Here is a 21,378-nt window from a genome sequence, read left to right on the forward strand (position 1 = left end):
GCGTTAGCGCTTGGTCAATTGAGTGGTGGCTTCCAGTGGTGTCACTGGCTGTCCATCGGTGAGCCATCCTCCTCCGGCGGCAACCACCGTCTCGCCGGGCTTGAGTCCAGCGAGGACGCGCGCGCTGTCTCCTTCCTGTACCGGCGTGAAGCGCACCGCGCGACGGTGCACCTTCTTATCTTCAGGGGTGTAGACGAAGACGGAAGCCTCGCCCGGCTTCGTGCCGAGCACCAGCGAGGCATAAGGTATGGATACAGTCTCGGGCCGAGAGGTCTTGGAGGTTGCCGCAGGTGCGTCGAGCACGACCTGTACGGGAATACCTGGCCGAAGTGCGCGCGCTTGCGCGTTATCTTCAGGCACTAGCACCACGGGTAGGAGCGAGCCATTTTCGGCGCGCAGACCGACACGACGTACCACCGCTCGGATTGGTTGTTCGGCTCCGCTCCAGCTCAGTTCTGCGCGTTGGCCGACATCTATGTGAGGTGCCTGTGTAGTAGACGCGTTCGCGATGATCTCAGTGCCACTGCGCACGCCGTCGACCTGAAATACCGGCGCACCAGCAGCAATGTCGGTGAACGCCAAAGCCAGCTTTTCCGCCACGACACCATCGAAAGGAGCGACGATCATCGTGCCACGTTGTGCTCGTTCGGCCAGGCCAAGCGCCGCCTTGGCAGTGCGCGCTTGACCCTCTGCGACCGCTAGCTGCGCCTTCGCGCTCTCGAACGCAGCAGGGGAGATGACTTCGCTTTCGAGCAACCGGCGCTGTTGATCTGTCTGTACACGTCGATCCATCAGGCCGGCTTCGGCGGCCGCCAGGGATGCTTGCGCTTGTGTCACGCGAAGCCGGTCAGGTTGCGCATCAAGTTCTGCCAGGACTTGGCCGCGGGAGAACCGTTCACCCACGTCGACGTTCAACTTGGCGATCCGTCCTCCTGTTTCAAATCCTAGGATGCTGCGCTCGGTTGCTCGCGCCGAGCCAGTCAATTCGATGCGAGAGCTATGCGGGAGATCCGACTGCGCGGCGGCGAGCTTCACTGCGCGCGGAGGCTCGGATACGGTGGATTGCGAGTTTCCGCACCCTGAGAGCAGAGTCGAAATGGATAGTGTGCAAGCAACCGCCAAGGAGCGCGGTGCGCACGCGGTCATGACACCGCTACGGACGCGACTCATGTGCGTCCTTTTGCCGGGACAAGTTCGAGATGGCCCGAGGCGAGATCCTGGAGCGCCCGAAAGAAATGCCGCCGCTCTGCGGGTGCGAGTATTGGCAAACCCAGAAGATCGGCGAACAGGGCGCCATCCAATGCCAGCATGATGAGTGCCGCGGTCTCGGTGCCACGCGGGGATCGACGCACGCGTTCGTACTGCACGCGGTACCACTCGCGCAGTGGGTCGAGAAGTGTTGGATCTTCCGCAGCTGCCGCGAGCAGCGCTGCGCCCATCTTCTGCATCTCGTCGTCGGGCATCGCTTCCACCTGGCTCGACAGCCAGGGGTCCGGATCTCCGGCAAACCTGCGCTCGTGATTGGCTTGTACCGCGTCGAACGCCCGGATCATCTCGTCGATCAGTGTCACGAACAAATCGCGTTTGGTCTTGAAGTGATAGAGAAACGCCCCTTTGCTCAACCCGGCCCGCACAACGACGGCGTCCAGTGTCAAGCGACTGGCACCTTCCTCCAGCACCAGTTCGCGGGCGGCCTGCAGGATGCGGTCGCGAGTTCGCTGGGCTCCTTGCTGGAGGCCGGGCTGCGCATCGGCGCTGCTATGGGCAGTGGACGGGGGGGGCAACTTTGTTTTCGCGCGGGGCGGCATGGTCGTGCTCCAAAAAAGCTTGAGTCATATACAGTCCAGACGGTATAGTAGAAGCCATACAACAGTCCGTCAAGACTTTTTCGGAGCGCAAGGAGCTGCCATGTCTCAAATTCTTGAACGCTATCGCCTCATTGCCATGATTTCTCCGCTACTGCTTCTTGCGGCCTGCAGCCATGCCCCGCACTCTGCCGATCCACCTCGCCTGGATGTACCGGCCCATTTCTCAAATGAAGAGGGAGGTGAAGGCATCTTGGACAAATCGTCCCGCCGTACTCTTCCCGTCGATTGGTGGACGGCCTACGGCGATCCGCACCTCAATGCCTTGGTCCGGGCGGCGCTGGAGCGCAATACCGAACTGACGATTGCGCGAGCGCGCGTGGACGAGGCATCGGCCGCCACGCGGCGAGCACGGGCCTCCCTGCTCCCCTCGTTGTCCGCGGGCACGCAGGCAACTCGAGGACGCGACTATTCAGAGAACGTTGCAATCGGCAATGATGGCCGCGCCACGTTGTCCGCATCGTGGGAGGCAGACCTGTCGGGACGGCTTTCGCAGGCAGCAGAAGGTGCGCGCCTGGATGCGGTGGCAGCCGAACAAGCGTGGGTTGCCACGCGGTGGCAGGTCGCGTTTGAAACAGTGTCGGCGGCTGTGCAGCAGCGCCAAGCCAGTGAGCTCGAAGCGCTAGCCGCGGCGCGGCTGGCATCCGCAGAACGACTCGTCTTGCTGATGCAACGGAAGTTCGAGGCCGGACAAGCTACCGGCTTCGACATCGAGCGTACCCGCGCCGGCGTCGTCGCACTGCGCGTGGAGCAAGAGCAACTGCGGCGTGCGCGCGGCGAGGCGACGCATGCACTCGATGTACTAGTGGGACAAACGCCCGGAGCGCCTGCAGCTTCCCCAACTCTTGCGTCGCTCGCCGTCCCGGACTGGACACCGACACGCATACCTGCGGACCTGCTGAGTGAGCGGCCCGACGTGCGCGCCGCCGAAGCGAAGTTCGCCGCCGAAACCGCGCGCTGGAACGCAGCCGAAGGCGAACGCTTCCCCAGGCTGGTGTTGGACCTGAGCGGCGGACGGCAGCGCGTAGAGAGTGTGGGAACCCGCATCACTGGAAACATTTTTTCACTTGGGGCCGGGGTGTCGTTGCCGATCTTCGATGGTGGCGCGATCCGTGCCGGCATCGAGACCGGAGAGGCGCGCAGCCGAGCTGCCCGTGCGGAGTTCGAGCGCACTTTGTTGAGTGCTTTGCAGGACGTAGAGAACGCATATCTCGGTTGGCATACGCAGCACGCAGCACTGGAGCATCAGGCCGAGGGTGTCGCAGTCGCGGAGCGTCAGCTCGATCGCAGCCGACGTCTGTTCGAGGCGGGACAAGTGGACGCCACGGTGGTGGCCGAGGCTGAGGCCGGGGTGCTGTCAGCGCAGGCTTCGCTGATCCGCACGCGGGCCGAGACAGCCATGCAATGGGGCGTCCTGGCAAAAGCATTATCCGGCTCTCCTGTTTGATCGCAGAAACATGCTGGAGCAGCTTGCGAAGGCTAGCTAAATAGCGTGACGCAAGGCGAAGGTGGTGAGGCCTGAGTGATGAGGAATGCGAACATGGAAATTCGACACCTGCGCTACTTTCTGGCGGTGGCAGAGGAGCTGCACTTTGCCCGAGCCGCAGAGCGCCTCCACATAGAGACATCGCCGCTGTCGCGCGCCATCAAGGAACTTGAGGAAGAGTTGGGCGTAGCGCTATTTGCGAGAACCACTCGGAGCACCCGCTTGACTCGTGCGGGCAGGCTCTTCTTTGAGAGCGTGCCGCGTGTCTTCGCAGCTTTGCAGCAGGCGCGCGACAGTGTGAACGCCGCAGCCAATGGCTTTCATTGCCAGCTCCGTATTGCATTGTCTGATGGAATCACGCCATCGCGCCTGCCTGCGTTGTTGGCGCTCTGCCGGCAGGAAGAGCCGGAAGTGGAAGTTCGCTTCTTCGAGGTGCCTTTGGCACAGCAAATCAAGGGATTGTGTGGCGAACTGTACGATCTCGGCTTCGCTCAATCGGATGAAGTCGGCGAAGGCATCATCGCCGTGCCGGTGTGGAGTGACCCTCTGATGGTAGCTGTGCCCGCACGGCACCCCTTGCTATCCCACAAACAGATTCCCCTAGAAGAGCTGTTGCGGTATCCGCTGGTGCTCTGCGACGCGGTGGCGTGTGAGGGCCATGCTCGGCAAGTTGAACGGGTGCTACGTCGCGTGGACATAGAGCCACTGATTGCCGAACGCGTGACTTCCAGCGATCTAATGATGGTCCTGGTTTCGGCGGGACTTGCACTAGGCCTCACAGGAGGCGCGCATATCACAGCCAGCAGGGAACAGGGGGTGGTCGCACGGCCGCTGACTGGACGTTCGCCAATGCTCACGACCTATCTACTACGGCCGGCCAGCGAGCCGTCAGAAATGCTGACTCGCTTCATGGAACGCGTTCATTCGATCAAATCTCCAGATGCCAAAGGTCGGCGGTAAACCATCACACAATCTCCCAAAGAAAATTAACCATGAAGAAGATTGCTCTCATATTGCTTTCCTCGACATTGGCAGCCTGCAGCCCATCTGGGAAACCAGATAAAGCCAACCTTCCGACAGTCGATGAATTAGCGCTCAATCCTGAGCGTCTGAAAGAGTTGCGCAAGCAATGCAAGTTGGATCGACCAATGCTGGGCGACCAACTATGTAACCGGGTTGCCGAGGCTACGCGAAAGCGCTTTTACGAAGATGGCGATGTGCCCCACACCACGCCTAAAGAGCCGCCGAAGTTCTAAGCTGGTGGTCATGCCGGAGTATGTATGCCGGATATGAAAAATTTGAAGGAGAATCGCAATGGGTTGGATCTATCTTGTTTTGGCTGGATTGTTTGAAATCGGATGGCCGGTCGGGCTGAAAATGGCGCAAGAGCCAACATCGCGTTGGAGTGGGGTCGCAGTAGCCGTCTCTTTCATGACAATTAGCGGCGCCTTCCTATGGCTTGCTCAGCGTCAGATACCGATTGGGACTGCTTATGCGGTGTGGACGGGTATCGGAGCGGCGGGAACTTTCTTAGTCGGAATTCATTTCTATGGCGACCCAACCTCCCTGATGCGATACCTTGGCGTGGCGTTGATCATCCTGGGCGTTATCACGCTCAAGTTATCGAGTTGATCGCTAGCTCCATTGGTAGCGTAGTCGCTAGGCGACCCAGCTCCCAGAGTGGATCGGGCGCTGGGAACTCGTACGGTCACCTCCTCTCTCTAGTCGCTATGTGACGAGCTTGCCGGCGCCTCGGGAGAGTTCGAGCCAGTGCGCGTAAGGCGGTGGGAGCACCCATTCCGGGTGGCTCCACCTTCAGTGCCTGCGCCAAGGTGACCTGAGTACGAACTTTGTAGCCAGTCAGGCAGTGAGTTCGGAGGGGATGCTATCGGATTGGATCCAGTTGCGCCGGATCGTCGCCGGCGGTTTGTAAGCATGCGCGCTATGCGGCCGCTGCTCGTTGTAGAACTGTCGCCAACGTTCGATCAGCACCTTCGCTTCGGTCCGACTGCGGAACCATTCGCGGTTGAGCAGTTCGTCGCCCATCGTTGCCTGCGAAGTCAGGACCAGCAGAATCCTGAGGGGAGTTCTCATCATGGTTTTCTCCGTTCAGACGCTTGGGATCAAGCGGCCGGAGACCACTACGCCTGCTTGGCTTTGCGCGCTGCCTCGACCAAGCTGTCGAGCCAGTCCTGATGGCCGTTGATCATCGGGTTGGGTTTGGCGTTGTGCAGCTCCTCGGCCGGTTTGCCCTTCTGAGTTTCCTGCGTGAGGATGCGCACGCGCCTGCCGTCCAGGTTCTCAACCAGCCAGGCGTGATGCACATCCAGGCGCGTATCTGTGCCTTCCTCGCCGGACCAGCCGTGCCAGGCCACGCGGCCGGGTTGCCCATCCGCAGGTGGCACGTATTCGTTGCACTGCCCCTCTACCGGGAAGCCGAAGGTCTCGAAGTAAAACCGATCGCCGTCGGCCAGTACCGGGCCTTTGCCGTCATGAAAGCACACGTTAGCCGAGTTGGCGTAGTAGCTTGGCCACAGCGATGGTGTGACGAGTAGAGGCCATACGTCGGCCGCGCTCAAGCCGGCGGCGATGATCTCATTGGAGGCGAAATTCTCAGTAAAGCCCGGCGTGTAGCCTTCGGGCCAGAGGATGGCGTTCTGTTGCTTGCTCATATCGAAGCTCCTTCACAAAATGTCGATGACGCAACAGGGGTGGCTGCGTCATTCAAGTGGTCATGGAGCAAATCATGAGCCTCCATCTGCAATAAGTGAAATCCTAAGTTTCTATTTTTGATATCATAAAATATGATATCAAGGCCTAGGTTCTGCCATCCACCGACTAGGCTATCTCGCAGCGGCGCTACGAAAGGGCGCGTCTCCAATTGAGCCGACTGATTGCTTATTTGTAGTGCGAGGTAGAGTTGTGCTGAGCATGACGATAGGAGCGATCTTGCCTACTTGTTGTTAGCACAGGAAGTGAACAGCAGTGCTCGTATCCAGCGATGTGCTGGATCGTGATGGGTGCGTTCGTGCCAAGCAGCCGTCTTGGTGAACCCCGGTATCTTCACCGGCGGCAGGGAGATAGCCAGCTTGTCCATACCGGCGACCAAGCGGCTCGGCAAGATCGCAACCATGTCACTGGCACGCAGGATGTCTGGCAAGATCAGAAAGCTCTTGACCGACAGTGTGACGCTGCGTCGTTTGCCCAACTGTTCTAGCGCATCGTCGGTGACGCCGCGGAAACCTCCACCATCGTAGGAAACAAGCGCATGGTCGAGAGCACAGAACTGTTTAACGGTCAGCTTGCGCCCCATAGCCGCAGGATGGTCTTCCCGCAGGACACACACATAGTGTTCCTTGAACAGCTCTCGGGCATGCAGATTTGGCGGAGTGATCTCTGGCGTCAGGAGGGCTAAATCGATCTGACCGCGCTCAAGCTGGTTCTGTAGCTGCCCGCTCTCGACTGGCACTAATGAGACTCGTACACGCGGTGCGTGCCGTTTAAGTGCCGATAGAAATGGGACAGCAACGGCACGCAGCGCATAGTCCGTCGCGGCGATGGAGAAGGTCAGTTGTGCGGTGGCCGGATTGAAGGAAGGTGGCTGGAGCAGCGCGTCGATTTCGGCGAGCACCTGCTTGACAGGCATCCCTAGATCCAGCGCCCGCTGCGTTGGAACGATACCCCGCTGCGAGCGCGCGAAAAGCGGGTCACCGAAGCTCTCGCGCAACCGCGTCAGCATGCCACTCAAGGCCGGCTGGGTTAGTCCCAGACGGGCCGCCGCCCGTGTCACATTGCGTTCGTCTAACAATGCGTCCAGCGCCTTGAGCAAGTTGAGATCCATACTCTTGATATTTTTCATTTTTATTCCAATCTTAAATATCATCGTTTTTCATGATATCTAAATATTGCCTATGAGTGGAAGCAAGGCCCATTGACGGCTTTTTTTGGGTAACTTGCTTGGAACTCTGTATGCGCCGCAGTGCGCTTTCGCTTGCGGCGCTTTTCTTTGACTCGCCACCGCGCTCATTCTTTCTTTTCCCTCGACCATTGTGCTGCGAACGGTCTTTGACCGGCACTAGCCCAGAACCGATCCTGACGCCTGCGACACCCCCTGTGCAACGCTTTCAATGAGACACCAGCGCAGGAGAAATCGGAGGACAGGTCATGCAAGGGACGAACGTTCTGTTCGGCCAGATCGCTGTGGTAATCGGCATCGTGATCGCCGGCGTCTGGGGCGCCACACAATGGACAGCAGCGACCCTTGGCTATCAAGTACGCCTCGGATCGCCCTGGTTCGATCTTCTAGGTGTACCGGTTTATCACCCGTGGCGCTTGTTCGAATGGTGGTTCTTCTTTGATGCCTACGCGCCGCACGTCTTCGACACAGGCGGTGCGATTGCGGGTGGTAGCGGTTTGTTCGCTTTACTCGTCGCCATCGCCATGTCGGTATGGCGTTCTCGGCAGTCGCGGCTGGTTACGACTTATGGTTCGGCACGCTGGGCCGATGCCGTCGACATCCGCAAAGCTGGACTGACCCTCCCGGCGGGCGTCTTCCTCGGCCAACACGACGACCAATACCTCCGACATGAGGGGCCGGAACATGTCCTGAGCTTCGCACCCACGCGCTCGGGCAAGGGCGTGGGCTTGGTGGTGCCTACGTTGCTTTCGTGGCCGGCGTCCGCCGTCATTCACGACATTAAGGGAGAGAACTGGAAGATCACGGCGGGCTGGCGTTCGCGCTTTTCGCACTGCCTGCTTTTCAACCCCACCGATAGGCAGTCGGCCGCCTACAACCCGCTGCTTGAAGTCCGGCGCGGCGCACATGAAGTGCGCGACGTGCAGAACATCGCCGACATTCTGGTTGACCCTGAAGGTGCGTTAGAGAAGCGCAATCATTGGGAGAAGACCAGCCACGCGCTACTGGTCGGTGCAATCTTGCATGTTCTGTACGCAGGCGAGGACAAGACGCTGCGCGGCGTCGCCAACTTCCTCAGCGACCCGGCGTGTCCGTTCGAGCTGACGCTGCACCGGATGATGACGACGAAGCACCTGGGCGATGCGCCTCACCCGGTTGTCGCATCCGCTGCCCGCGAAGTGCTCAACAAGTCGGACAACGAGCGATCGGGCGTGCTCTCCACCGCCATGTCGTTTCTCGGCCTGTACCGCGACCCGACCGTGGCCGAAGTCACATCGCGCTGCGATTGGCGCATCGCCGACCTGATTTCCGCCGAGCACCCGGTATCGCTCTATCTGGTGGTGCCGCCCTCCGACATAAGCCGCACCAAGCCGCTGATCCGGCTCATCTTGAACCAGATCGGGCGGCGGCTGACCGAATCGCTCGACGGCAGCGATGGCATCGCGCGCCGGCACAAGCTGCTGCTGATGCTGGACGAGTTTCCGGCGCTGGGTCGCCTCGATTTTTTCGAGTCCGCGCTTGCCTTCATGGCCGGCTACGGCATCCGCAGCTTTCTCATCGCTCAAAGCCTGAACCAGATCGACAAGGCGTATGGGCAGAACCATTCCATCCTCGACAACTGCCATGTCCGGGTGACTTTCGCCACCAACGACGAAAGGACGGCGAAAAGGATTTCCGAAACCCTCGGCACCGCCACCGAGCTTCGCGCGCAGCGCAACTACGCGGGCCACCGCCTCGCTCCGTGGCTGGGGCACCTGATGGTGTCGCGTCAGGAAACTGCACGTCCGCTGCTGACGCCCGGCGAGGTGATGCAGCTTCCACCTGAGGACGCCGTAGTCATGGTGTCCAGCGTTGCCCCGATCCGCGCGAAGAAGCTGCGTTACTACGTCGACGCCAATTTCAAGGATCGCGTCCTGCCACCGCCCGTGCTCGCAGTCGGGAGGTACGCCGACGCGCCGCCAGCCCGCCCCGACGACTGGAGCGGCTTGGCGATCCCGGCCGTACCTACGGCGCCGACCTCGGTATCCGCCGATGGTCCGGGCGGCACCGATGACGGCGGCCCGCGCCGCCAGCTCGAACTCTCCGAAACCGTCGCCTACGAGCCCGAGTTGGACGCGTGTGCGAACGACCTGGAGCTGCTCGATGACGACGACCTGGCGCTCCCGCTTCCCGGCCAGCTCGACCCGGCCATGCAGCGCACGGCCCGGCTGGCTTCTCTCGACCCCAACGACGGAATCGACCTATGAGCCAATACCGCCTCAATCTTTTCATCCAGCCCGAGCACGCCAAGCGCCTGGATGAACTTGCCGCCAAGAAAGGCGTGTCCAAGTCCTCCATCGTCGCAGCGGCCTTGGCGTCCTGGCTGTCACCCGATGCGGGCGACCAGCGTGAGGCCGCCATTGCCAAGCGGCTGGATCGACTGTCGCGGCAGACCGAACGCATGGAGCGCGACCAGAACATCCAGATCGAAACGCTGGCGCTGTTCATCCGCTATTTCTTGACCATCAGCACGCCGGTGCCAGAAGCCCACAAGGACGCGGCCCGCGCCCAGGGCAAAGCGCGCTTCGAGCAGTTCGTCGAGCAGTTGGGTCGCCACCTGCTGCGTGGCCGCAGTCTGGTGCGCGACGTGGTGGAGGAACTGCACCCCGATCCGATGCGGATGGATGACGCAGCAGCGATGGCGTCCGCCGATGAGCGAGCTGCAGAGCGTGCGTCATGAGTGCCGTTCCGCAGATTCCGCCTGAATCTCGCTCATCCGCCGCGGCGTCCCAGGATCGCCGCATCCAGATGCTGCGCACGGCGATGGGGCCGCTGATCGCCGCTGCGCTCGAAGATCCGGATGTTGTGGAAATCATGCTCAACCCCGATCGCACCCTGTGGGTGGATCGGCTGTCGTCGGGTCGCTCGCCGCTGGGCGTGGAGATGCCCGAGGCCGATGGTGAACGCATCATCCGCCTGGTCGCCGCGCATGTCGGCGCGGAGGTGCATCGCGGCCAGCCGCTCTTGACCGCCGAGTTGCCGGAAACCGGCGAGCGTTTCGAGGGCATCCTGCCTCCGGCCGCCCCGGGGCCAGCCTTCGCGCTACGCAAGCGGGCCGTGAGCATCATCGGCCTGGATCGCTACGTGGCCGACGGCATCCTGACCGCCGGGCAGGCCGAGTTCCTGCGCCGCGCCGTGCGCGAGCGGCAGAACATCCTGATCGCCGGCGGCACCAGCACCGGCAAGACCACGCTGGCGAACGCGCTGCTGGCCGAGATCGCCGCCACAGGCGACCGCGTGCTGGTGCTCGAAGACACCATCGAGCTGCAATGCGCGGCCCGCGACCATGTGCCGCTGCGCACCCGCGCCGGCGTCGTCACAATGACCGAGCTGGTGCGGGCCACGATGCGCCTGCGGCCTGACCGCGTGATCGTCGGCGAAGTGCGTGGCGGCGAAGCCCTGGACTTGGTGAAGGTCTGGGGCACCGGCCACCCCGGCGGCATTGCCACCATCCATGCCGGCTCCGCCTTGGGCGCACTGCTGCGTCTGGAGCAACTGATCCTCGAAGTGGCAGTGAATCCGCCCCGCGCCCTGATCGCCGAGGCGGTCAACGTGGTGATTCACATCGCAGGCCGTGGCCGCAAACGTCACGTCGAAACCATCTCCCGTGTCGTCGGCTTCGACGGTGCGGGCTATCGCCTGACAGATGCGCTGGAAACGCCGTTTCCCGAGCTGCCGCCGGTTCCTCTTGCAGCCGCTGCCGCTGCGCCTTCCTCGACCCCTGACCAACCTGGAGAACTGCCATGACGCACGTTGATGCTTTCCGTCTTTCCGTAAATCCTATTTCTCGCCTGTCCAGCATGGCGCGGCTGCGCCACCTGGCCCGTCCCGCAGGGCAAGGGCTGCTGCTGGCCGCGCTGATGCTGTTGCTGGCGGGCACGGCGCAGGCCGCCGGTTCCTCGATGCCGTGGGAAGGGCCGCTGACCTCCATCCTCGAATCCATCCAAGGGCCAGTCGCCCGGATCGTGGCGGTGATCATCATCATCTCGACGGGGCTTGCGCTGGCGTTCGGTGATACCAGCGGCGGCTTTCGCAAGCTGATCCAGATCGTGTTCGGCCTGTCCATCGCGTTCGCCGCGTCCTCGTTCTTCCTGTCGTTCTTCAGCTTCTCCGGAGGGGCCGTCGTATGAGTAAGGCCACCGATCTTCCGGGCTTTGAAGTGCCGCTGCATCGCTCGCTGACCGAGCCGATCCTGCTGGGCGGTGCGCCGCGCACCGTGGCGATTGCCAACGGCACGCTAGCCGCCGCCGTCGGGCTGGGCCTGCAACTGTGGATTCCCGGCGTGGTGCTCTGGATCGTCGGCCACTCGCTGGCCGTATGGGGTGCGCGCGTCGATCCGCAGTTCATGCAGGTCTTCGCGCGGCATATCAAACACCGCCCGCTTCTGGACGTGTGAGGGGAGGACGCCATGCTGAACCTTGCCGAATATCGTCAGCGCCCGGCCTTGCTTGCCGACTGGCTGCCCTGGGCCGGGCTGGTCGCGCCGGGCGTTGTGCTGAACAAAGATGGTTCGTTTCAACGCACGTTCCAGTTTCGCGGCCCCGACTTGGACAGTGCGACACAGGGCGAGCTGATTGCCACGTCGGCGCGGCAGAACAACGCGCTTCGCCGTACCGGGTCTGGCTGGGCCTTCTATATCGAGGCCGAGCGGATGCGGGCATCGAGCTATCCGCAATCCTCCTTTCCCGAACCACTGTCCTGGCTGGTGGATGAGGAGCGACGCGCGGCGTTCGAGGAGTCGGATGGCCATTTCGAGAGCGTCTATCACTTCACGTTGCAACACCTACCGCCGCAAGAGTCTCGCGCCCGTGCGGCTGGGATGCTGTACGAGAACCGGCCCACTGAGGGTGTGGACTGGCGTGGTCGGCTTGATTCCTTCGTGGCAGAGACCGATCGCGTGTTCGACCTGCTCGATGGTGTGATGCCGGAGATTGCCTGGCTGGACGATAGCCAGACGCTGACCTACCTGCATGCCACAGTCTCCACGCGGCGCTATCGCGTCGGCGTGCCCGACGTGCCGTTCCATATCGACGCACTGCTGGCCGATGCCGCGCTTGTCGGCGGCCTGGCGCCCATGCTGGGCGATCAGCACCTGCGCGTGGTGTCGGTACGAGGCTTCCCGACCTCGACCTGGCCGGGGATCTTGGACGACCTCAACCGCCTGGGCTTTGCGTATCGCTGGAGTACGCGCTTCCTGTGCCTGGACAAAGCCGAGGCGGAACGGGAATTGGGGCGCTTGCGGCGCCAATGGTTCGCCAAGCGCAAGAACGTCATCGCGCTGCTGCGCGAAACGATCTTTCAGCAGGAAAGCCCGCTGGTCGATACCGATGCCAGCAACAAGGCCGCCGACGCCGATGCCGCCTTGCAGGAGCTGGGCAGCGATCAAGTCGCCTTCGGCTACCTCACCGCCACGGTGACGGTGCTCGACGCCGACCCGGCCGTGGCCGACGAGAAGCTGCGCATGGTGGAGCGCGTCATCCAGGGCCGGGGTTTCGTGACCATCCCCGAAACCCTCAACGCAGTCGATGCCTGGCTGTCGTCCGTCCCCGGCAACGCATACGCGAACGTGCGTCAGCCCATCGTTTCGACGCTGAACCTGGCGCACATGATGCCGATGTCAGCGGTATGGGCTGGGCCGGAGAAGAACGAACACCTCGATGGCCCGCCGCTGATCGTCACCCGCACCGATGGCGCGACGCCGTTCCGGCTGGTGACGCACATCGGCGACGTGGGGCACACCCTTGTCGCCGGGCCGACCGGCATGGGCAAGTCGGTGCTGCTCGCCATATTGGCCATGCAGTTCCGGCGCTACTTCGGCTCGCGGATCTTCGCCTTCGACATGGGGCGCTCGATGCGCGCCACCATCCTCGGCCTTGGCGGTGAGCACTACGACCTCGGTGCCGATGGCGGCATCGCCTTCCAGCCACTCGCGCGAATAGCCCACGAGGGCTACCGCACCTGGGCCGCCGAATGGGTGGAGGGCCGGCTGCTGCACGAAGGCGTGACGGTCGGCCCGGACGAGAAGGCTGCCATTTGGTCGGCGCTGCGAAGCCTTGCCGGTGCGCCAGTGGAGCAGCGCACCATGACCGGCTTGTCGGTGTTATTGCAGTCCAACGCGCTGCGCCAAGCGCTCGCGCCCTATGTGTTGGGCGGCGCCCACGGCAAGCTGCTGGACGCTGACCACGACCGGCTGGGCATGGCCGACGTGCAGGGCTTTGAGATGGAAGAACTGATGCACAGCCCCGCCGCCGTGCAAGCAGTGCTGCGCTACCTGTTCGCCCGCTTCGACGAACGTTTTGACGGCGCGCCCACGCTGCTGATCCTCGATGAAGCGTGGCTGTTCCTCGATGAGCCGTCCTTCGCGGCCCGCATCCGGCAATGGCTCAAGACGCTCAGAAAAAAGAACGTCAGCGTCATCTTTGCCACGCAGTCGCTGGCCGACATCAAGGACTCGACCATCGCGCCAGCCATCATCGAAAGCTGCGCGAGCAGGATCTTCTTACCTAACCCGCAGGCCACCGAGCCGCAGATTCGCACGATCTACGAAGGCTTCGGCTTGAACAGCCGCCAGATTGAGATCGTGGCGACCGCACAGCCCAAGCGCGATTACTACTACCAGTCGCGCCTCGGCAATCGCCTGTTCGACCTCGACCTGGGGCCTGTCGCGCTCGCATTCGCGGGCGCATCCACCCCTCAAGACCAACGCGATATTGACCGCGTGCTGACGCAGGCCGGCGCTCCCGGCTTCGCCGGCGCGTGGCTGCGCCATCGCGGCCTCGGCTGGGCCGCCGACCTGCTGCCGTCCGCTCCGGCGGCAGCTTCCTTTCTCGCTTCTCAACCGCTGGAGGTTTCACCATGAAGACCAAGCCCCGTTTGCTCTCTGTCTCACTCGCTGCCGTGCTGTCGGTATCGCTGCTGGCCGTGCAGCCCGCATCCGCGCTGACGGTGTTCGACCCGTCCAACTTCGTGCAGAACACGCTGACCGCCGTGCGCACGCTGGAACAGATCAACAACCAGATCAACCAGCTTCAGAACGAGGCGCAGATGTTGATGAACCAGGCCAGGAACCTGGCAAATCTCGACTTCAACATCGTCAACCGCCTGCGCTCGACGCTCGCCACCACCGAGCGCCTGATCGCCGAGGCGCGCGGCTTGGCCTACGACGTGCAGAGCATGGATGCCACGTTCGCCCGCCTGTACCCGGAACAGTACGCCGCCACCATCAGCGGCGACCGCATGGCACAGGACGCCCGCGAACGCTGGCAGAACACCTTGAACGGCTTGCACACCGCGATGCGGATGCAGGCGCAGGTGTCGCAGAACCTCGCCCAAGACGAAAGCGCGCTGGCCGATCTCGTGAGCCAGAGCCAGTCGGCCACCGGCGCGCTGCAAGCGATGCAGGCGACGAACCAGCTCCTGGCTTTGCAGGCCAAGCAGTCGATCCAGGCGCAGCAGCTCCAGATCACGCAAGACCGGGCCGCTTCACTGGAACTGGCGCGGCAAGCGGCGGCTATGGAGCGCGCCCGCGAAGTGCGGCGGCGCTTTCTGGGCACCGGCACGCCGTACACGCCGCAGTCCGTCAACTTCTATAACAACTGACCGGAGGCGGCCATGCGATGCGCTTCCGTCCTGATGGCCGTGCTGCTGACCGCGTGCGGCCAGCAGCCGGCCGAGAACCTGGCCGACGCCCTGGCCGCAGATCCGGTGCGGCTCAAGGCGTTGCGCGGGCAATGCGCGGCCGACCGGCAGGCCGTGGGCGAGGATGCCTGCCGCGCCGCCGCTGAAGCCTTCCGGCGGCGCTTCTTCGCCGGCCATACCGGGCCGGATGAATACAACTCGCTGGCTGAACTCCCGCCGATTCCGCCGAGCTTCGATACGCCCGCAGATGAATTGCCAGAGGGCGCCGTTCCGCTCACTCCGCCCGAGGATTCGCCATGAACGACGTGACCATCATCGACCGTTTCCTCGATACGTTCTCGCGCTACATCGACTCGGGCTTCGGCTTATTGCAGGGCGAAGTGGCATTTCTCACCGCCACGCTCATCGTCATCGACATGACGATCGCTGGCCTGTATTGGGCCATGAGCCACGCCACCGGCCAGGGCGACGACGTGATCGCCAAGCTGCTGCGCAAGGTGCTCTGTGTCGGCGCGTTCGCCTACATCATCGGCAACTTCAACTGGCTGGCGAGCATCGTGTTCCGCTCGTTCGCCGGCTTGGGAATTACCGCTACCGGCTCGGCCATCACGATGGAGAACTTCCTTCAGCCGGGCCGGCTGGCGAAGACCGGCATCGACGCAGCCGCGCCGATTCTGGAACAGATCGGGGACATGGCTGGGTTCCCCGAGGTGTTCGTGAACATCGACCCTATCGTGGTTCTGTTCATCGCCTGGCTGGTGGTGATCCTCTGCTTCTTCGTGCTGGCCGTACAGCTTTTCATCACGCTGATCGAGTTCAAACTGACTACGCTCGCCGGCTTCGTCTTGATCCCGTTTGCACTCTGGAACAAGACCTCGTTCCTCGCGGAAAAGGTGCTAGGCAACGTGGTGTCGTCAGGCATCAAGGTCTTGGTGCTGGCCGTCATCGTCGGCATCGGTTCAGGCCTGTTCGCCGAGTTCCAGGTGCATCCCGACGAACCATCCATCGACCACGCGCTGGTCGTGATGCTGGCCTCGCTCGCGCTGCTGGCGCTGGGCATTTTCGGCCCCGGTATCGCCACCGGCCTGGTGTCCGGTGCGCCACAGCTTGGTGCGGGCGCGATGGCTGGTGCTGCGGTCGGGGCTGTCGGCACCGGCGTTGCCATCGGCGCCGCCGTAACGGGCGTGGGCGGCGCCGTCATGGCCGGGGCACGAATGGCCCCGGCGGCCGCAAAGCTGGCCGGTGCCGGTGCGCGTGCCGCGACTTCGGCGGCCGGCAGTGCCCGATCGGCGTTCCAGGCCGGTTCCGCTGCGGCCGGCGGCGGTGCCAAGGGCGCGGCGGCTGGCCTCGGCAATGTCGCCAAGACTGGCGCACAAGCCGCAGGCCGCAGCGTCACCTCTGGTGCTTCCGCTGTTGGGCAGAAGGTGGCCGACTCCTTCCGCGCTGGCTGGAACGGCACAGAAGCCGGCAGCGACGGTGCTGGCCCCGGCCAGACCGCAGACGGCACCGCAGGCTCGCAGAAGCAAGAGCAACCGGCCTGGGCCAAGCGGATGCACCGCCGCCAGCAGGCTACCCATGCCGCGACCACTGCCGCCCACACGCTGCGCGGCGGCGACGGCGGCGGCTCCGGGCAAGGCCCGAGCCTGCGGGATTCCGATACCTAACCTTCAAGGAGAACACCCATGCGATTCAAACGACCGCAGGTGCGCTACGCCGATACGCCGCAGCCTGCCACCCCGTATCAAGCCGCCGCCCAGGTGTGGGACGACCGTATCGGCTCCGCCCGCGTGCAGGCGAAGAATTGGCGCCTGATGGCCTTCGGCTGCCTAGTGCTCGCGCTGTTGATGGCCGGCGGCCTGGTGTGGCGCTCGGCGCAGTCCATCGTGACGCCCTATGTCATCGAGGTCGATCAAGCCGGGCAGGTGCGCGCCGTGGGAGAGGCCGCCACGCCGTACCGGCCCGGCGACGCGCAGATCGCGCACCACCTGGCGCGCTTCGTGACGCTGGTTCGCTCGCTGTCCATCGACCCCATCGTGGTGCGGCAGAACTGGCTCGATGCCTACGACTACACCACCGACAAGGGCGCGGCGGTGCTCAACGACTACGCCCGCACCAATGACCCATTCGCCCGCATCGGCAAGGAATCGGTAACGGTGCAAATCACCAGCGTGGTTCGCGCGAGCGACACGTCTTTCAACGTGCGCTGGACAGAGCAGCGCTATGTCAACGGTGCGCCCGCCGGCACCGAACGCTGGAACGCCGTGCTTTCGACCGTCCTGCAAACCCCGCGTACTGAACAGCGCCTGCTCAAGAACCCATTGGGTATCTACGTCAACGGCCTGTCATGGAGCCGCGAACTGGATTCTTCCGAAGGAGCCAAACCATGAAACTTCGTTTCCGCCTTTACGTTGTTCCTTTGACGCTGCTGGCCCTCGCGGGCTGCGCCTCGCAGGGGAAGCCGCCGCCATCCATCTCGCTCGACGAGACGGTGCTGGCCCAGCCGTTGCCCGAACCGCCCAAGCCCGTCGAAGTCGTCGCCGTCCCTGAACCGCTGGCGCTGCCGGCGCAGTTGAAGCCCCTGCCGGAACTCGATGAGGCCCCCGTTGCGCCGGAGCCGGCCGACGAAAAGGTGCGCGTTTCCCGTGCCAATGCAGAAGCGCGTATCGCGCCTACCCGTGAGGGCTACGTCAACGCGATTCAGGTGTGGCCGTTCACCGATGGCGCGCTTTATCAGGTCTATGCGTCGCCGGGGCGCGTGACGGTGGTTTCGCTTCAACCGGGCGAGGAACTGGTAACGGTCGCCGCCGGCGATACCGTGCGCTGGATCGTGGGCGACACGTCCAGCGGCGGCGGGGCCGATCTGCGCGTCAATGTGCTGGTCAAGCCTATCCGCTCCGGTCTGAAAACCAATCTCGTCATCACCACCAGTCGGCGCACCTACCTGCTGGAGCTGACCTCGACCGAGAGGGCATGGATGGCGTCGGTGTCCTGGGACTATCCGAAAGACCGAATGCTCGCGTTGCAGCGCCAGGCGCAGGCAGCGCAGGCAACAACGCCTGTCGATACGGGCCTGTCGCTGGACAAGATCCGCTTCCGCTACGCGGTATCGGGCAGCAACCCGCCGTGGAAGCCTCTGCGCGCCTTCGATGATGGAGAGAAGGTCTATATCCAGTTCCCGCCGGGCATCGCCCAGGGCGAGCTGCCGCCGCTGTTTGTCATCGGCGCGCAGGGCGACGGGCAACTGGTGAACTACCGTTTTCGCTCGCCGTACTACGTCGTGGATCGCCTGTTCGGCGCGGCCGAACTGCGGCTGGGCGGCGATGGCGGCGACGTGGTGCGGATCGAGCGCACCGATGGTGTTGCACGGAGGAACTGACCATGAGCCAGGATGACACTCCCGACCTTGCCGCGCCGCAGGCGGACAAGGTGGCGCCGGAGGCAGTGGCGCTGCGCGCCCAGCCGCGTCCAGTCACACGCCTGAACCGGCGCTCGCTGGCCAACCTTGCCGGCGTCCTAGCGGTCGCCGTGCTCGGCGCGCTGATGTGGTCGCTGCAACCTCATCGACGCAGCACAGGCGAGCAGACCGAGCTTTACAACGTCGATCGCGTGTCAAAGTCGGAAGGACTGGATGCGCTGCCGACGGACTATTCCAAGCTGCCGCCGGCGTTGCTGCCTGCCGTTCCCGAACTAGGGCCACCGCTGCCGGGCGATCTTGGCCCGGCTATCGTGAAGTCGCAGCAACCGGCGACGGCTGCCTACGCGGCCCCCGGTCACGACCCGAACGATGCCCTGCGAAAAGAAGCCGAGGCGGCCGCGGCCTCGTCCGTGTTCTTCCGCTCGGGTGGGCAGAATGCGGCGCCGGTAGCGCAGACACAGGTGGCCGCTGCGCCGGGCTTCGCCGCCAATGCGGCGTTTGACCCGCTGGCGGCCGGGCCGGCCTCCACGGCGGCCCAACCTGCTGACCCGACAGCGGTGCAAAACCGGCAAGACCAGAAAGAGGCTTTCATGAAAGCTGGCCCCACTGAAACCCGTAATTCCGGCAATCTGACTCTGCCAATTTCGCCGTATCAGGTTATGGCCGGAACAGTGGTCGCAGGTGCCTTGGTGACGGGCATCAAGTCGGACTTGCCCGGCGACGTGATCGCCACGGTGACGGAGCCGGTCTATGACACAGCCACCGGGCGCTTCCTGCTGATTCCGCAGGGTTCGCGCATCCTGGGCAAATACAACAGCCAGGTCAGCTACGGGCAGAGCCGCGTTCAAGTCGTCTGGAACCGGATCATCCTGCCGGACACGTCTTCGCTCACGCTCGACAACCTGGCCGGCACCGACCCAGCCGGCTATGCCGGGCTGGAGGACGATGTGGACTACCACTGGGGCCGCATCTTTGCCGGTGCGGCACTCACCACGCTGCTGGGCGTCGGTGCCGAGCTGGCCGCGCCGGAGAACCGGCAGGATGGTGATCGCGTCATCATCGCTGGGCGCGACAGCGCGCAGGACAGCATCAATCAGGTCGGCCAGGAGATGACCCGGCGCAACCTCAACATCCAGCCGACCTTAACGCAACGGCCGGGCCTGCCGGTTCGCATCATCGTCAACCGGGATCTGGTGCTGCGGCCGTACCAGCCGCTGTTCTTCAACCGGGGGACTTCACGATGAGCACGACCAAGAAGCTGCGGCTCGGCCCGCTGCCGAAGACCGAGAGCACCAAGCTGACTTTCGTTTGCCCGACCAGCTTGAAAGTCGACCTCGACCGCTACGCCGCGCTACACGCGCAGGCGTATGGCGAGGCCGTTGATGCGGCGACGCTGATCCCGCATATGCTGGAAGCGTTCATGGCGGGGGATCGAGGATTCAGGAAGGGCACGGCGACCCGCAGCACACCACCGAAGCCGCCATGATTGCACCGCATGCTATTCAACGGCATCCATCGAACGCGCAGCCCAGGCTGCGCGTTCTTCATTCTGGATGCCGCCGAGCCTGTTGGGCTATGATGATGCGACAGGCCCGCCGTTCCTCGGCAATCCAGCACTACACAGTGCGATGCGGCTTTCTCTCCCAACGCTCCTATGTCGCTCCTAGCCGACAACGCCGCTCTTCTTCTAAGCGGCCCCGAAAGGAGCTAACCTACTGTCCCATATACGGTTTCAAGTCCTTCTTGATTTGCGCGAAAGAATTGACACCGGCACTTTTTTGGGGGATATCAAAAAAAACCCCGCCGAAGGGCGGGGTTGTCTTGCGATGGAGCGATCAGTTGATCGCGTCCTTGAGCGCCTTGCCCGGCTTGAAGCCAGGAATCTTCGCAGCAGCAATCTGGACAGGATTCCCGGTTTGAGGATTGCGACCCTCGCGCGCAGCGCGCTCCTTTACCAAAAATGAGCCAAAGCCCACCAGCGTCACAGTGTCACCGGCCTTCAGCGCGGAAGTCACGGACTCGATCACCGCATCCAGTGCTTTCCCAGCGACAGCCTTGGTGATGTCCGCGGACTCGGCGATTTGGTTGATAAGTTCTTGTTTATTCACGCATTTCTCCATGTAAATCAGGGGATGAAGTAAGCAGTATAACGGCGGCCTGGTGGCCTCCAAGTGAATCTGGTCTTCTGCAGCGATTGGATTCCATGGACGCGCCGCACAAAAAGAAAACGGCTCGGCAATGCCGAGCCTAAGGGGAAATCAGATCAAGCTTGCGCCCAGCGCGCCGGCCAAGAAGCCTGCTCCAATAAGGGGGAGCATTCCGGCAAGGGCCTTAGAGCCGGCTCTGTGGCACAGGAAACCGCCCACACTGGTGATTGGTACGATCAGGTAGGCAGCGATCATCTGCACTGACAGCATGCGTGTGCCCAAGGTGGCATCGCTCGTGGGGTGACTCCCGAGCATCGATGCCAACGCCAGCGCTCCGATGGCCAGGCAAAGCAAGGTAGCTAGGAAGGCTCGTTCGGTATAGCGGAATGGGCCGACTTCGATTTCTGCAGCGCTTTTGACGGTGGTTTGCATAGCGCGTTCCTCTTGACTCTCACGACAAGGGTAGCAGCCTCTTTCAGCGCTAAACAGCGGAAATCAACTCCTGAATTTGCCCCTCTGCCGCTGTTAGCAAACAGAGCACCTCATCGGAGCAACCATGCGCGCTCAGAGCTTCCATCGCTCTGGAGAAAGCTCTGGCATGCGCGGCACAGAGATCCACTTTGTCGAATGCCTCCTGGATAGCCGTGTCAGTAGCCACTGGCGCCATTGCTACCAGGCCGTTCTCATAGATACGGCTTTCCCAATGGCTCGGCTCGATGCCGGTTGAGCGAAAGTAAATGAAACCGAGCTGATCGCCCAGGGAATAGGCTGCCGCCCCGTAGTGCTCATCGAATGTGGAACGGCCAGTGCCCAACGCTTTGAATTCCATGAATGTCCTCCTGCTGGTGTGGACGGTGACCATAACGGTGCAG

The 21,378-nt window shown here is 63.0% G+C and carries 24 protein-coding genes and 1 pseudogene; 17 read left to right on the forward strand and 8 right to left on the reverse strand.

The window, feature by feature from the left end:
- Window positions 1–3: 3 nt before the first annotated feature.
- A complete protein-coding gene (locus LU671_RS05010) occupies window positions 4–1,170 on the reverse strand; it encodes an efflux RND transporter periplasmic adaptor subunit (protein ID WP_003092290.1) in 1,167 nt (388 codons plus the stop codon).
- Entirely contained in the window at window positions 1,167–1,808 is a 642-nt protein-coding gene (locus LU671_RS05015; protein WP_023093369.1) for a TetR/AcrR family transcriptional regulator, read from the reverse strand. The genes LU671_RS05010 and LU671_RS05015 overlap by 4 nt, the downstream gene beginning before the upstream one ends.
- 100 nt (window positions 1,809–1,908) lie before the next feature.
- Here LU671_RS05015 and LU671_RS05020 point away from each other — a divergent pair, with 100 nt between their 5' ends.
- From LU671_RS05020 to LU671_RS05035, 4 genes are all read left to right on the forward strand, one after another.
- A complete protein-coding gene (locus LU671_RS05020; protein WP_000078291.1) occupies window positions 1,909–3,312 on the forward strand; it encodes an efflux transporter outer membrane subunit in 1,404 nt (467 codons plus the stop codon).
- A gap of 93 nt (window positions 3,313–3,405) precedes the next feature.
- The gene (locus tag LU671_RS05025; protein ID WP_000405670.1) at window positions 3,406–4,311 is read left to right on the forward strand and encodes a LysR family transcriptional regulator; all 906 of its coding nucleotides are present in this window, start codon (window positions 3,406–3,408) and stop codon (window positions 4,309–4,311) included.
- A 32-nt stretch (window positions 4,312–4,343) separates the two neighbouring features.
- Window positions 4,344–4,607: an EexN family lipoprotein gene (locus tag LU671_RS05030; RefSeq protein WP_000717310.1), complete on the forward strand. Its 264-nt coding sequence runs from the start codon at window positions 4,344–4,346 to the stop codon at window positions 4,605–4,607.
- Between the two features lie 58 nt (window positions 4,608–4,665).
- On the forward strand, window positions 4,666–4,983 hold the full coding sequence (locus LU671_RS05035; RefSeq protein ID WP_000539741.1) for a DMT family transporter: 318 nt from the start codon (window positions 4,666–4,668) through the stop codon (window positions 4,981–4,983).
- Window positions 4,984–5,211: 228 nt separating this feature from the next.
- Here LU671_RS05035 and LU671_RS05040 read toward each other — a convergent pair.
- From LU671_RS05040 to LU671_RS05050, 3 genes and pseudogenes are all read right to left on the reverse strand, one after another.
- Window positions 5,212–5,391: pseudogene (locus tag LU671_RS05040) on the reverse strand (integrase core domain-containing protein); the annotation flags it as partial.
- Between the two features lie 101 nt (window positions 5,392–5,492).
- Complete coding sequence (locus LU671_RS05045) at window positions 5,493–6,023, reverse strand: hypothetical protein (protein WP_000043569.1); 531 nt, start codon at window positions 6,021–6,023, stop codon at window positions 5,493–5,495.
- Between the two features lie 281 nt (window positions 6,024–6,304).
- Window positions 6,305–7,210 carry a LysR family transcriptional regulator gene (locus tag LU671_RS05050; protein WP_023093368.1) on the reverse strand — a complete coding sequence of 302 codons (906 nt, stop codon included), beginning with the start codon at window positions 7,208–7,210 and terminating at the stop codon, window positions 6,305–6,307.
- Between the two features lie 305 nt (window positions 7,211–7,515).
- On the opposite strand from LU671_RS05050, the gene LU671_RS05055 reads away from it, so the two are divergent.
- Genes LU671_RS05055 through LU671_RS05115 form a run of 13 tightly spaced genes read left to right on the forward strand, consistent with a single transcriptional unit; the run spans window position 7,516 to window position 19,845 of the window.
- A complete protein-coding gene (locus LU671_RS05055; protein ID WP_001163195.1) occupies window positions 7,516–9,513 on the forward strand; it encodes a conjugal transfer protein TraG in 1,998 nt (665 codons plus the stop codon).
- Window positions 9,510–9,986, forward strand: coding sequence for a ribbon-helix-helix protein, CopG family (locus tag LU671_RS05060; RefSeq protein ID WP_000085131.1), 477 nt, complete (start codon window positions 9,510–9,512; stop codon window positions 9,984–9,986). Before LU671_RS05055 ends, LU671_RS05060 begins: the two co-directional genes overlap by 4 nt.
- Entirely contained in the window at window positions 9,983–11,053 is a 1,071-nt protein-coding gene (trbB, locus tag LU671_RS05065) for a P-type conjugative transfer ATPase TrbB (RefSeq protein ID WP_023093367.1), read from the forward strand. Before LU671_RS05060 ends, trbB begins: the two co-directional genes overlap by 4 nt.
- Window positions 11,050–11,436 (forward strand): TrbC/VirB2 family protein, encoded by a 387-nt coding sequence (locus LU671_RS05070; protein ID WP_000150010.1) that lies wholly within the window; start codon window positions 11,050–11,052, stop codon window positions 11,434–11,436. Before trbB ends, LU671_RS05070 begins: the two co-directional genes overlap by 4 nt.
- Entirely contained in the window at window positions 11,433–11,702 is a 270-nt protein-coding gene (locus LU671_RS05075) for a VirB3 family type IV secretion system protein (RefSeq protein ID WP_003092280.1), read from the forward strand. The genes LU671_RS05070 and LU671_RS05075 overlap by 4 nt, the downstream gene beginning before the upstream one ends.
- Window positions 11,703–11,714: 12 nt before the next feature.
- Window positions 11,715–14,165 (forward strand): conjugal transfer protein TrbE, encoded by a 2,451-nt coding sequence (gene trbE, locus LU671_RS05080; protein ID WP_000933135.1) that lies wholly within the window; start codon window positions 11,715–11,717, stop codon window positions 14,163–14,165.
- Window positions 14,162–14,905, forward strand: coding sequence for a P-type conjugative transfer protein TrbJ (gene trbJ, locus LU671_RS05085; protein ID WP_003092277.1), 744 nt, complete (start codon window positions 14,162–14,164; stop codon window positions 14,903–14,905). Before trbE ends, trbJ begins: the two co-directional genes overlap by 4 nt.
- Window positions 14,906–14,917: 12 nt before the next feature.
- Complete coding sequence (locus tag LU671_RS05090; protein ID WP_014603538.1) at window positions 14,918–15,244, forward strand: hypothetical protein; 327 nt, start codon at window positions 14,918–14,920, stop codon at window positions 15,242–15,244.
- Complete coding sequence (gene trbL, locus LU671_RS05095; protein WP_001000746.1) at window positions 15,241–16,608, forward strand: P-type conjugative transfer protein TrbL; 1,368 nt, start codon at window positions 15,241–15,243, stop codon at window positions 16,606–16,608. Before LU671_RS05090 ends, trbL begins: the two co-directional genes overlap by 4 nt.
- Before the next feature lie 18 nt (window positions 16,609–16,626).
- Window positions 16,627–17,331, forward strand: coding sequence for a conjugal transfer protein TrbF (gene trbF / locus LU671_RS05100; RefSeq protein WP_001211312.1), 705 nt, complete (start codon window positions 16,627–16,629; stop codon window positions 17,329–17,331).
- Window positions 17,328–18,320 carry a P-type conjugative transfer protein TrbG gene (gene trbG / locus LU671_RS05105; RefSeq protein WP_000776560.1) on the forward strand — a complete coding sequence of 331 codons (993 nt, stop codon included), beginning with the start codon at window positions 17,328–17,330 and terminating at the stop codon, window positions 18,318–18,320. The genes trbF and trbG overlap by 4 nt, the downstream gene beginning before the upstream one ends.
- A gap of 2 nt (window positions 18,321–18,322) precedes the next feature.
- Window positions 18,323–19,603 (forward strand): TrbI/VirB10 family protein, encoded by a 1,281-nt coding sequence (locus LU671_RS05110; protein WP_232854961.1) that lies wholly within the window; start codon window positions 18,323–18,325, stop codon window positions 19,601–19,603.
- The gene (locus LU671_RS05115) at window positions 19,600–19,845 is read left to right on the forward strand and encodes a DUF2274 domain-containing protein (RefSeq protein WP_000108283.1); all 246 of its coding nucleotides are present in this window, start codon (window positions 19,600–19,602) and stop codon (window positions 19,843–19,845) included. The genes LU671_RS05110 and LU671_RS05115 overlap by 4 nt, the downstream gene beginning before the upstream one ends.
- A 349-nt stretch (window positions 19,846–20,194) precedes the next feature.
- Here LU671_RS05115 and LU671_RS05120 read toward each other — a convergent pair whose 3' ends face one another.
- From LU671_RS05120 to LU671_RS05130, 3 genes are all read right to left on the reverse strand, one after another.
- A complete protein-coding gene (locus tag LU671_RS05120; protein ID WP_255251287.1) occupies window positions 20,195–20,485 on the reverse strand; it encodes an HU family DNA-binding protein in 291 nt (96 codons plus the stop codon).
- A 132-nt stretch (window positions 20,486–20,617) separates the two neighbouring features.
- The gene (locus LU671_RS05125) at window positions 20,618–20,938 is read right to left on the reverse strand and encodes a hypothetical protein (protein ID WP_010792913.1); all 321 of its coding nucleotides are present in this window, start codon (window positions 20,936–20,938) and stop codon (window positions 20,618–20,620) included.
- Window positions 20,939–20,987: 49 nt separating this feature from the next.
- On the reverse strand, window positions 20,988–21,335 hold the full coding sequence (locus LU671_RS05130; RefSeq protein ID WP_010792914.1) for a hypothetical protein: 348 nt from the start codon (window positions 21,333–21,335) through the stop codon (window positions 20,988–20,990).
- Window positions 21,336–21,378 lie beyond the last annotated feature (43 nt).

Source organism: Pseudomonas sp. NMI760_13, assembly GCF_021283245.1.
Taxonomy (GTDB): domain Bacteria; phylum Pseudomonadota; class Gammaproteobacteria; order Pseudomonadales; family Pseudomonadaceae; genus Aquipseudomonas; species Aquipseudomonas peradeniyensis.

Bases quoted from the DNA above. Each gene is read 5' to 3' on its own strand.
- LU671_RS05070 (WP_000150010.1), top strand. From the start codon at position 11,050: ATGACGCACGTTGATGCTTTCCGTCTTTCCGTAAATCCTATTTCTCGC.
- LU671_RS05090 (WP_014603538.1), top strand. From the start codon at position 14,918: ATGCGATGCGCTTCCGTCCTGATGGCCGTGCTGCTGACCGCGTGCGGC.
- LU671_RS05035 (WP_000539741.1), top strand. From the start codon at position 4,666: ATGGGTTGGATCTATCTTGTTTTGGCTGGATTGTTTGAAATCGGATGG.
- LU671_RS05060 (WP_000085131.1), top strand. From the start codon at position 9,510: ATGAGCCAATACCGCCTCAATCTTTTCATCCAGCCCGAGCACGCCAAG.
- LU671_RS05045 (WP_000043569.1), bottom strand. From the start codon at position 6,023: ATGAGCAAGCAACAGAACGCCATCCTCTGGCCCGAAGGCTACACGCCG.
- LU671_RS05030 (WP_000717310.1), top strand. From the start codon at position 4,344: ATGAAGAAGATTGCTCTCATATTGCTTTCCTCGACATTGGCAGCCTGC.
- LU671_RS05115 (WP_000108283.1), top strand. From the start codon at position 19,600: ATGAGCACGACCAAGAAGCTGCGGCTCGGCCCGCTGCCGAAGACCGAG.
- LU671_RS05025 (WP_000405670.1), top strand. From the start codon at position 3,406: ATGGAAATTCGACACCTGCGCTACTTTCTGGCGGTGGCAGAGGAGCTG.
- trbG (WP_000776560.1), top strand. From the start codon at position 17,328: ATGAAACTTCGTTTCCGCCTTTACGTTGTTCCTTTGACGCTGCTGGCC.
- LU671_RS05020 (WP_000078291.1), top strand. From the start codon at position 1,909: ATGTCTCAAATTCTTGAACGCTATCGCCTCATTGCCATGATTTCTCCG.
- trbJ (WP_003092277.1), top strand. From the start codon at position 14,162: ATGAAGACCAAGCCCCGTTTGCTCTCTGTCTCACTCGCTGCCGTGCTG.
- LU671_RS05015 (WP_023093369.1), bottom strand. From the start codon at position 1,808: ATGCCGCCCCGCGCGAAAACAAAGTTGCCCCCCCCGTCCACTGCCCAT.
- trbE (WP_000933135.1), top strand. From the start codon at position 11,715: ATGCTGAACCTTGCCGAATATCGTCAGCGCCCGGCCTTGCTTGCCGAC.
- LU671_RS05010 (WP_003092290.1), bottom strand. From the start codon at position 1,170: ATGAGTCGCGTCCGTAGCGGTGTCATGACCGCGTGCGCACCGCGCTCC.
- LU671_RS05130 (WP_010792914.1), bottom strand. From the start codon at position 21,335: ATGGAATTCAAAGCGTTGGGCACTGGCCGTTCCACATTCGATGAGCAC.
- LU671_RS05125 (WP_010792913.1), bottom strand. From the start codon at position 20,938: ATGCAAACCACCGTCAAAAGCGCTGCAGAAATCGAAGTCGGCCCATTC.
- LU671_RS05050 (WP_023093368.1), bottom strand. From the start codon at position 7,210: ATGAAAAATATCAAGAGTATGGATCTCAACTTGCTCAAGGCGCTGGAC.
- trbF (WP_001211312.1), top strand. From the start codon at position 16,627: ATGCGATTCAAACGACCGCAGGTGCGCTACGCCGATACGCCGCAGCCT.
- LU671_RS05075 (WP_003092280.1), top strand. From the start codon at position 11,433: ATGAGTAAGGCCACCGATCTTCCGGGCTTTGAAGTGCCGCTGCATCGC.
- trbB (WP_023093367.1), top strand. From the start codon at position 9,983: ATGAGTGCCGTTCCGCAGATTCCGCCTGAATCTCGCTCATCCGCCGCG.
- trbL (WP_001000746.1), top strand. From the start codon at position 15,241: ATGAACGACGTGACCATCATCGACCGTTTCCTCGATACGTTCTCGCGC.
- LU671_RS05055 (WP_001163195.1), top strand. From the start codon at position 7,516: ATGCAAGGGACGAACGTTCTGTTCGGCCAGATCGCTGTGGTAATCGGC.
- LU671_RS05110 (WP_232854961.1), top strand. From the start codon at position 18,323: ATGAGCCAGGATGACACTCCCGACCTTGCCGCGCCGCAGGCGGACAAG.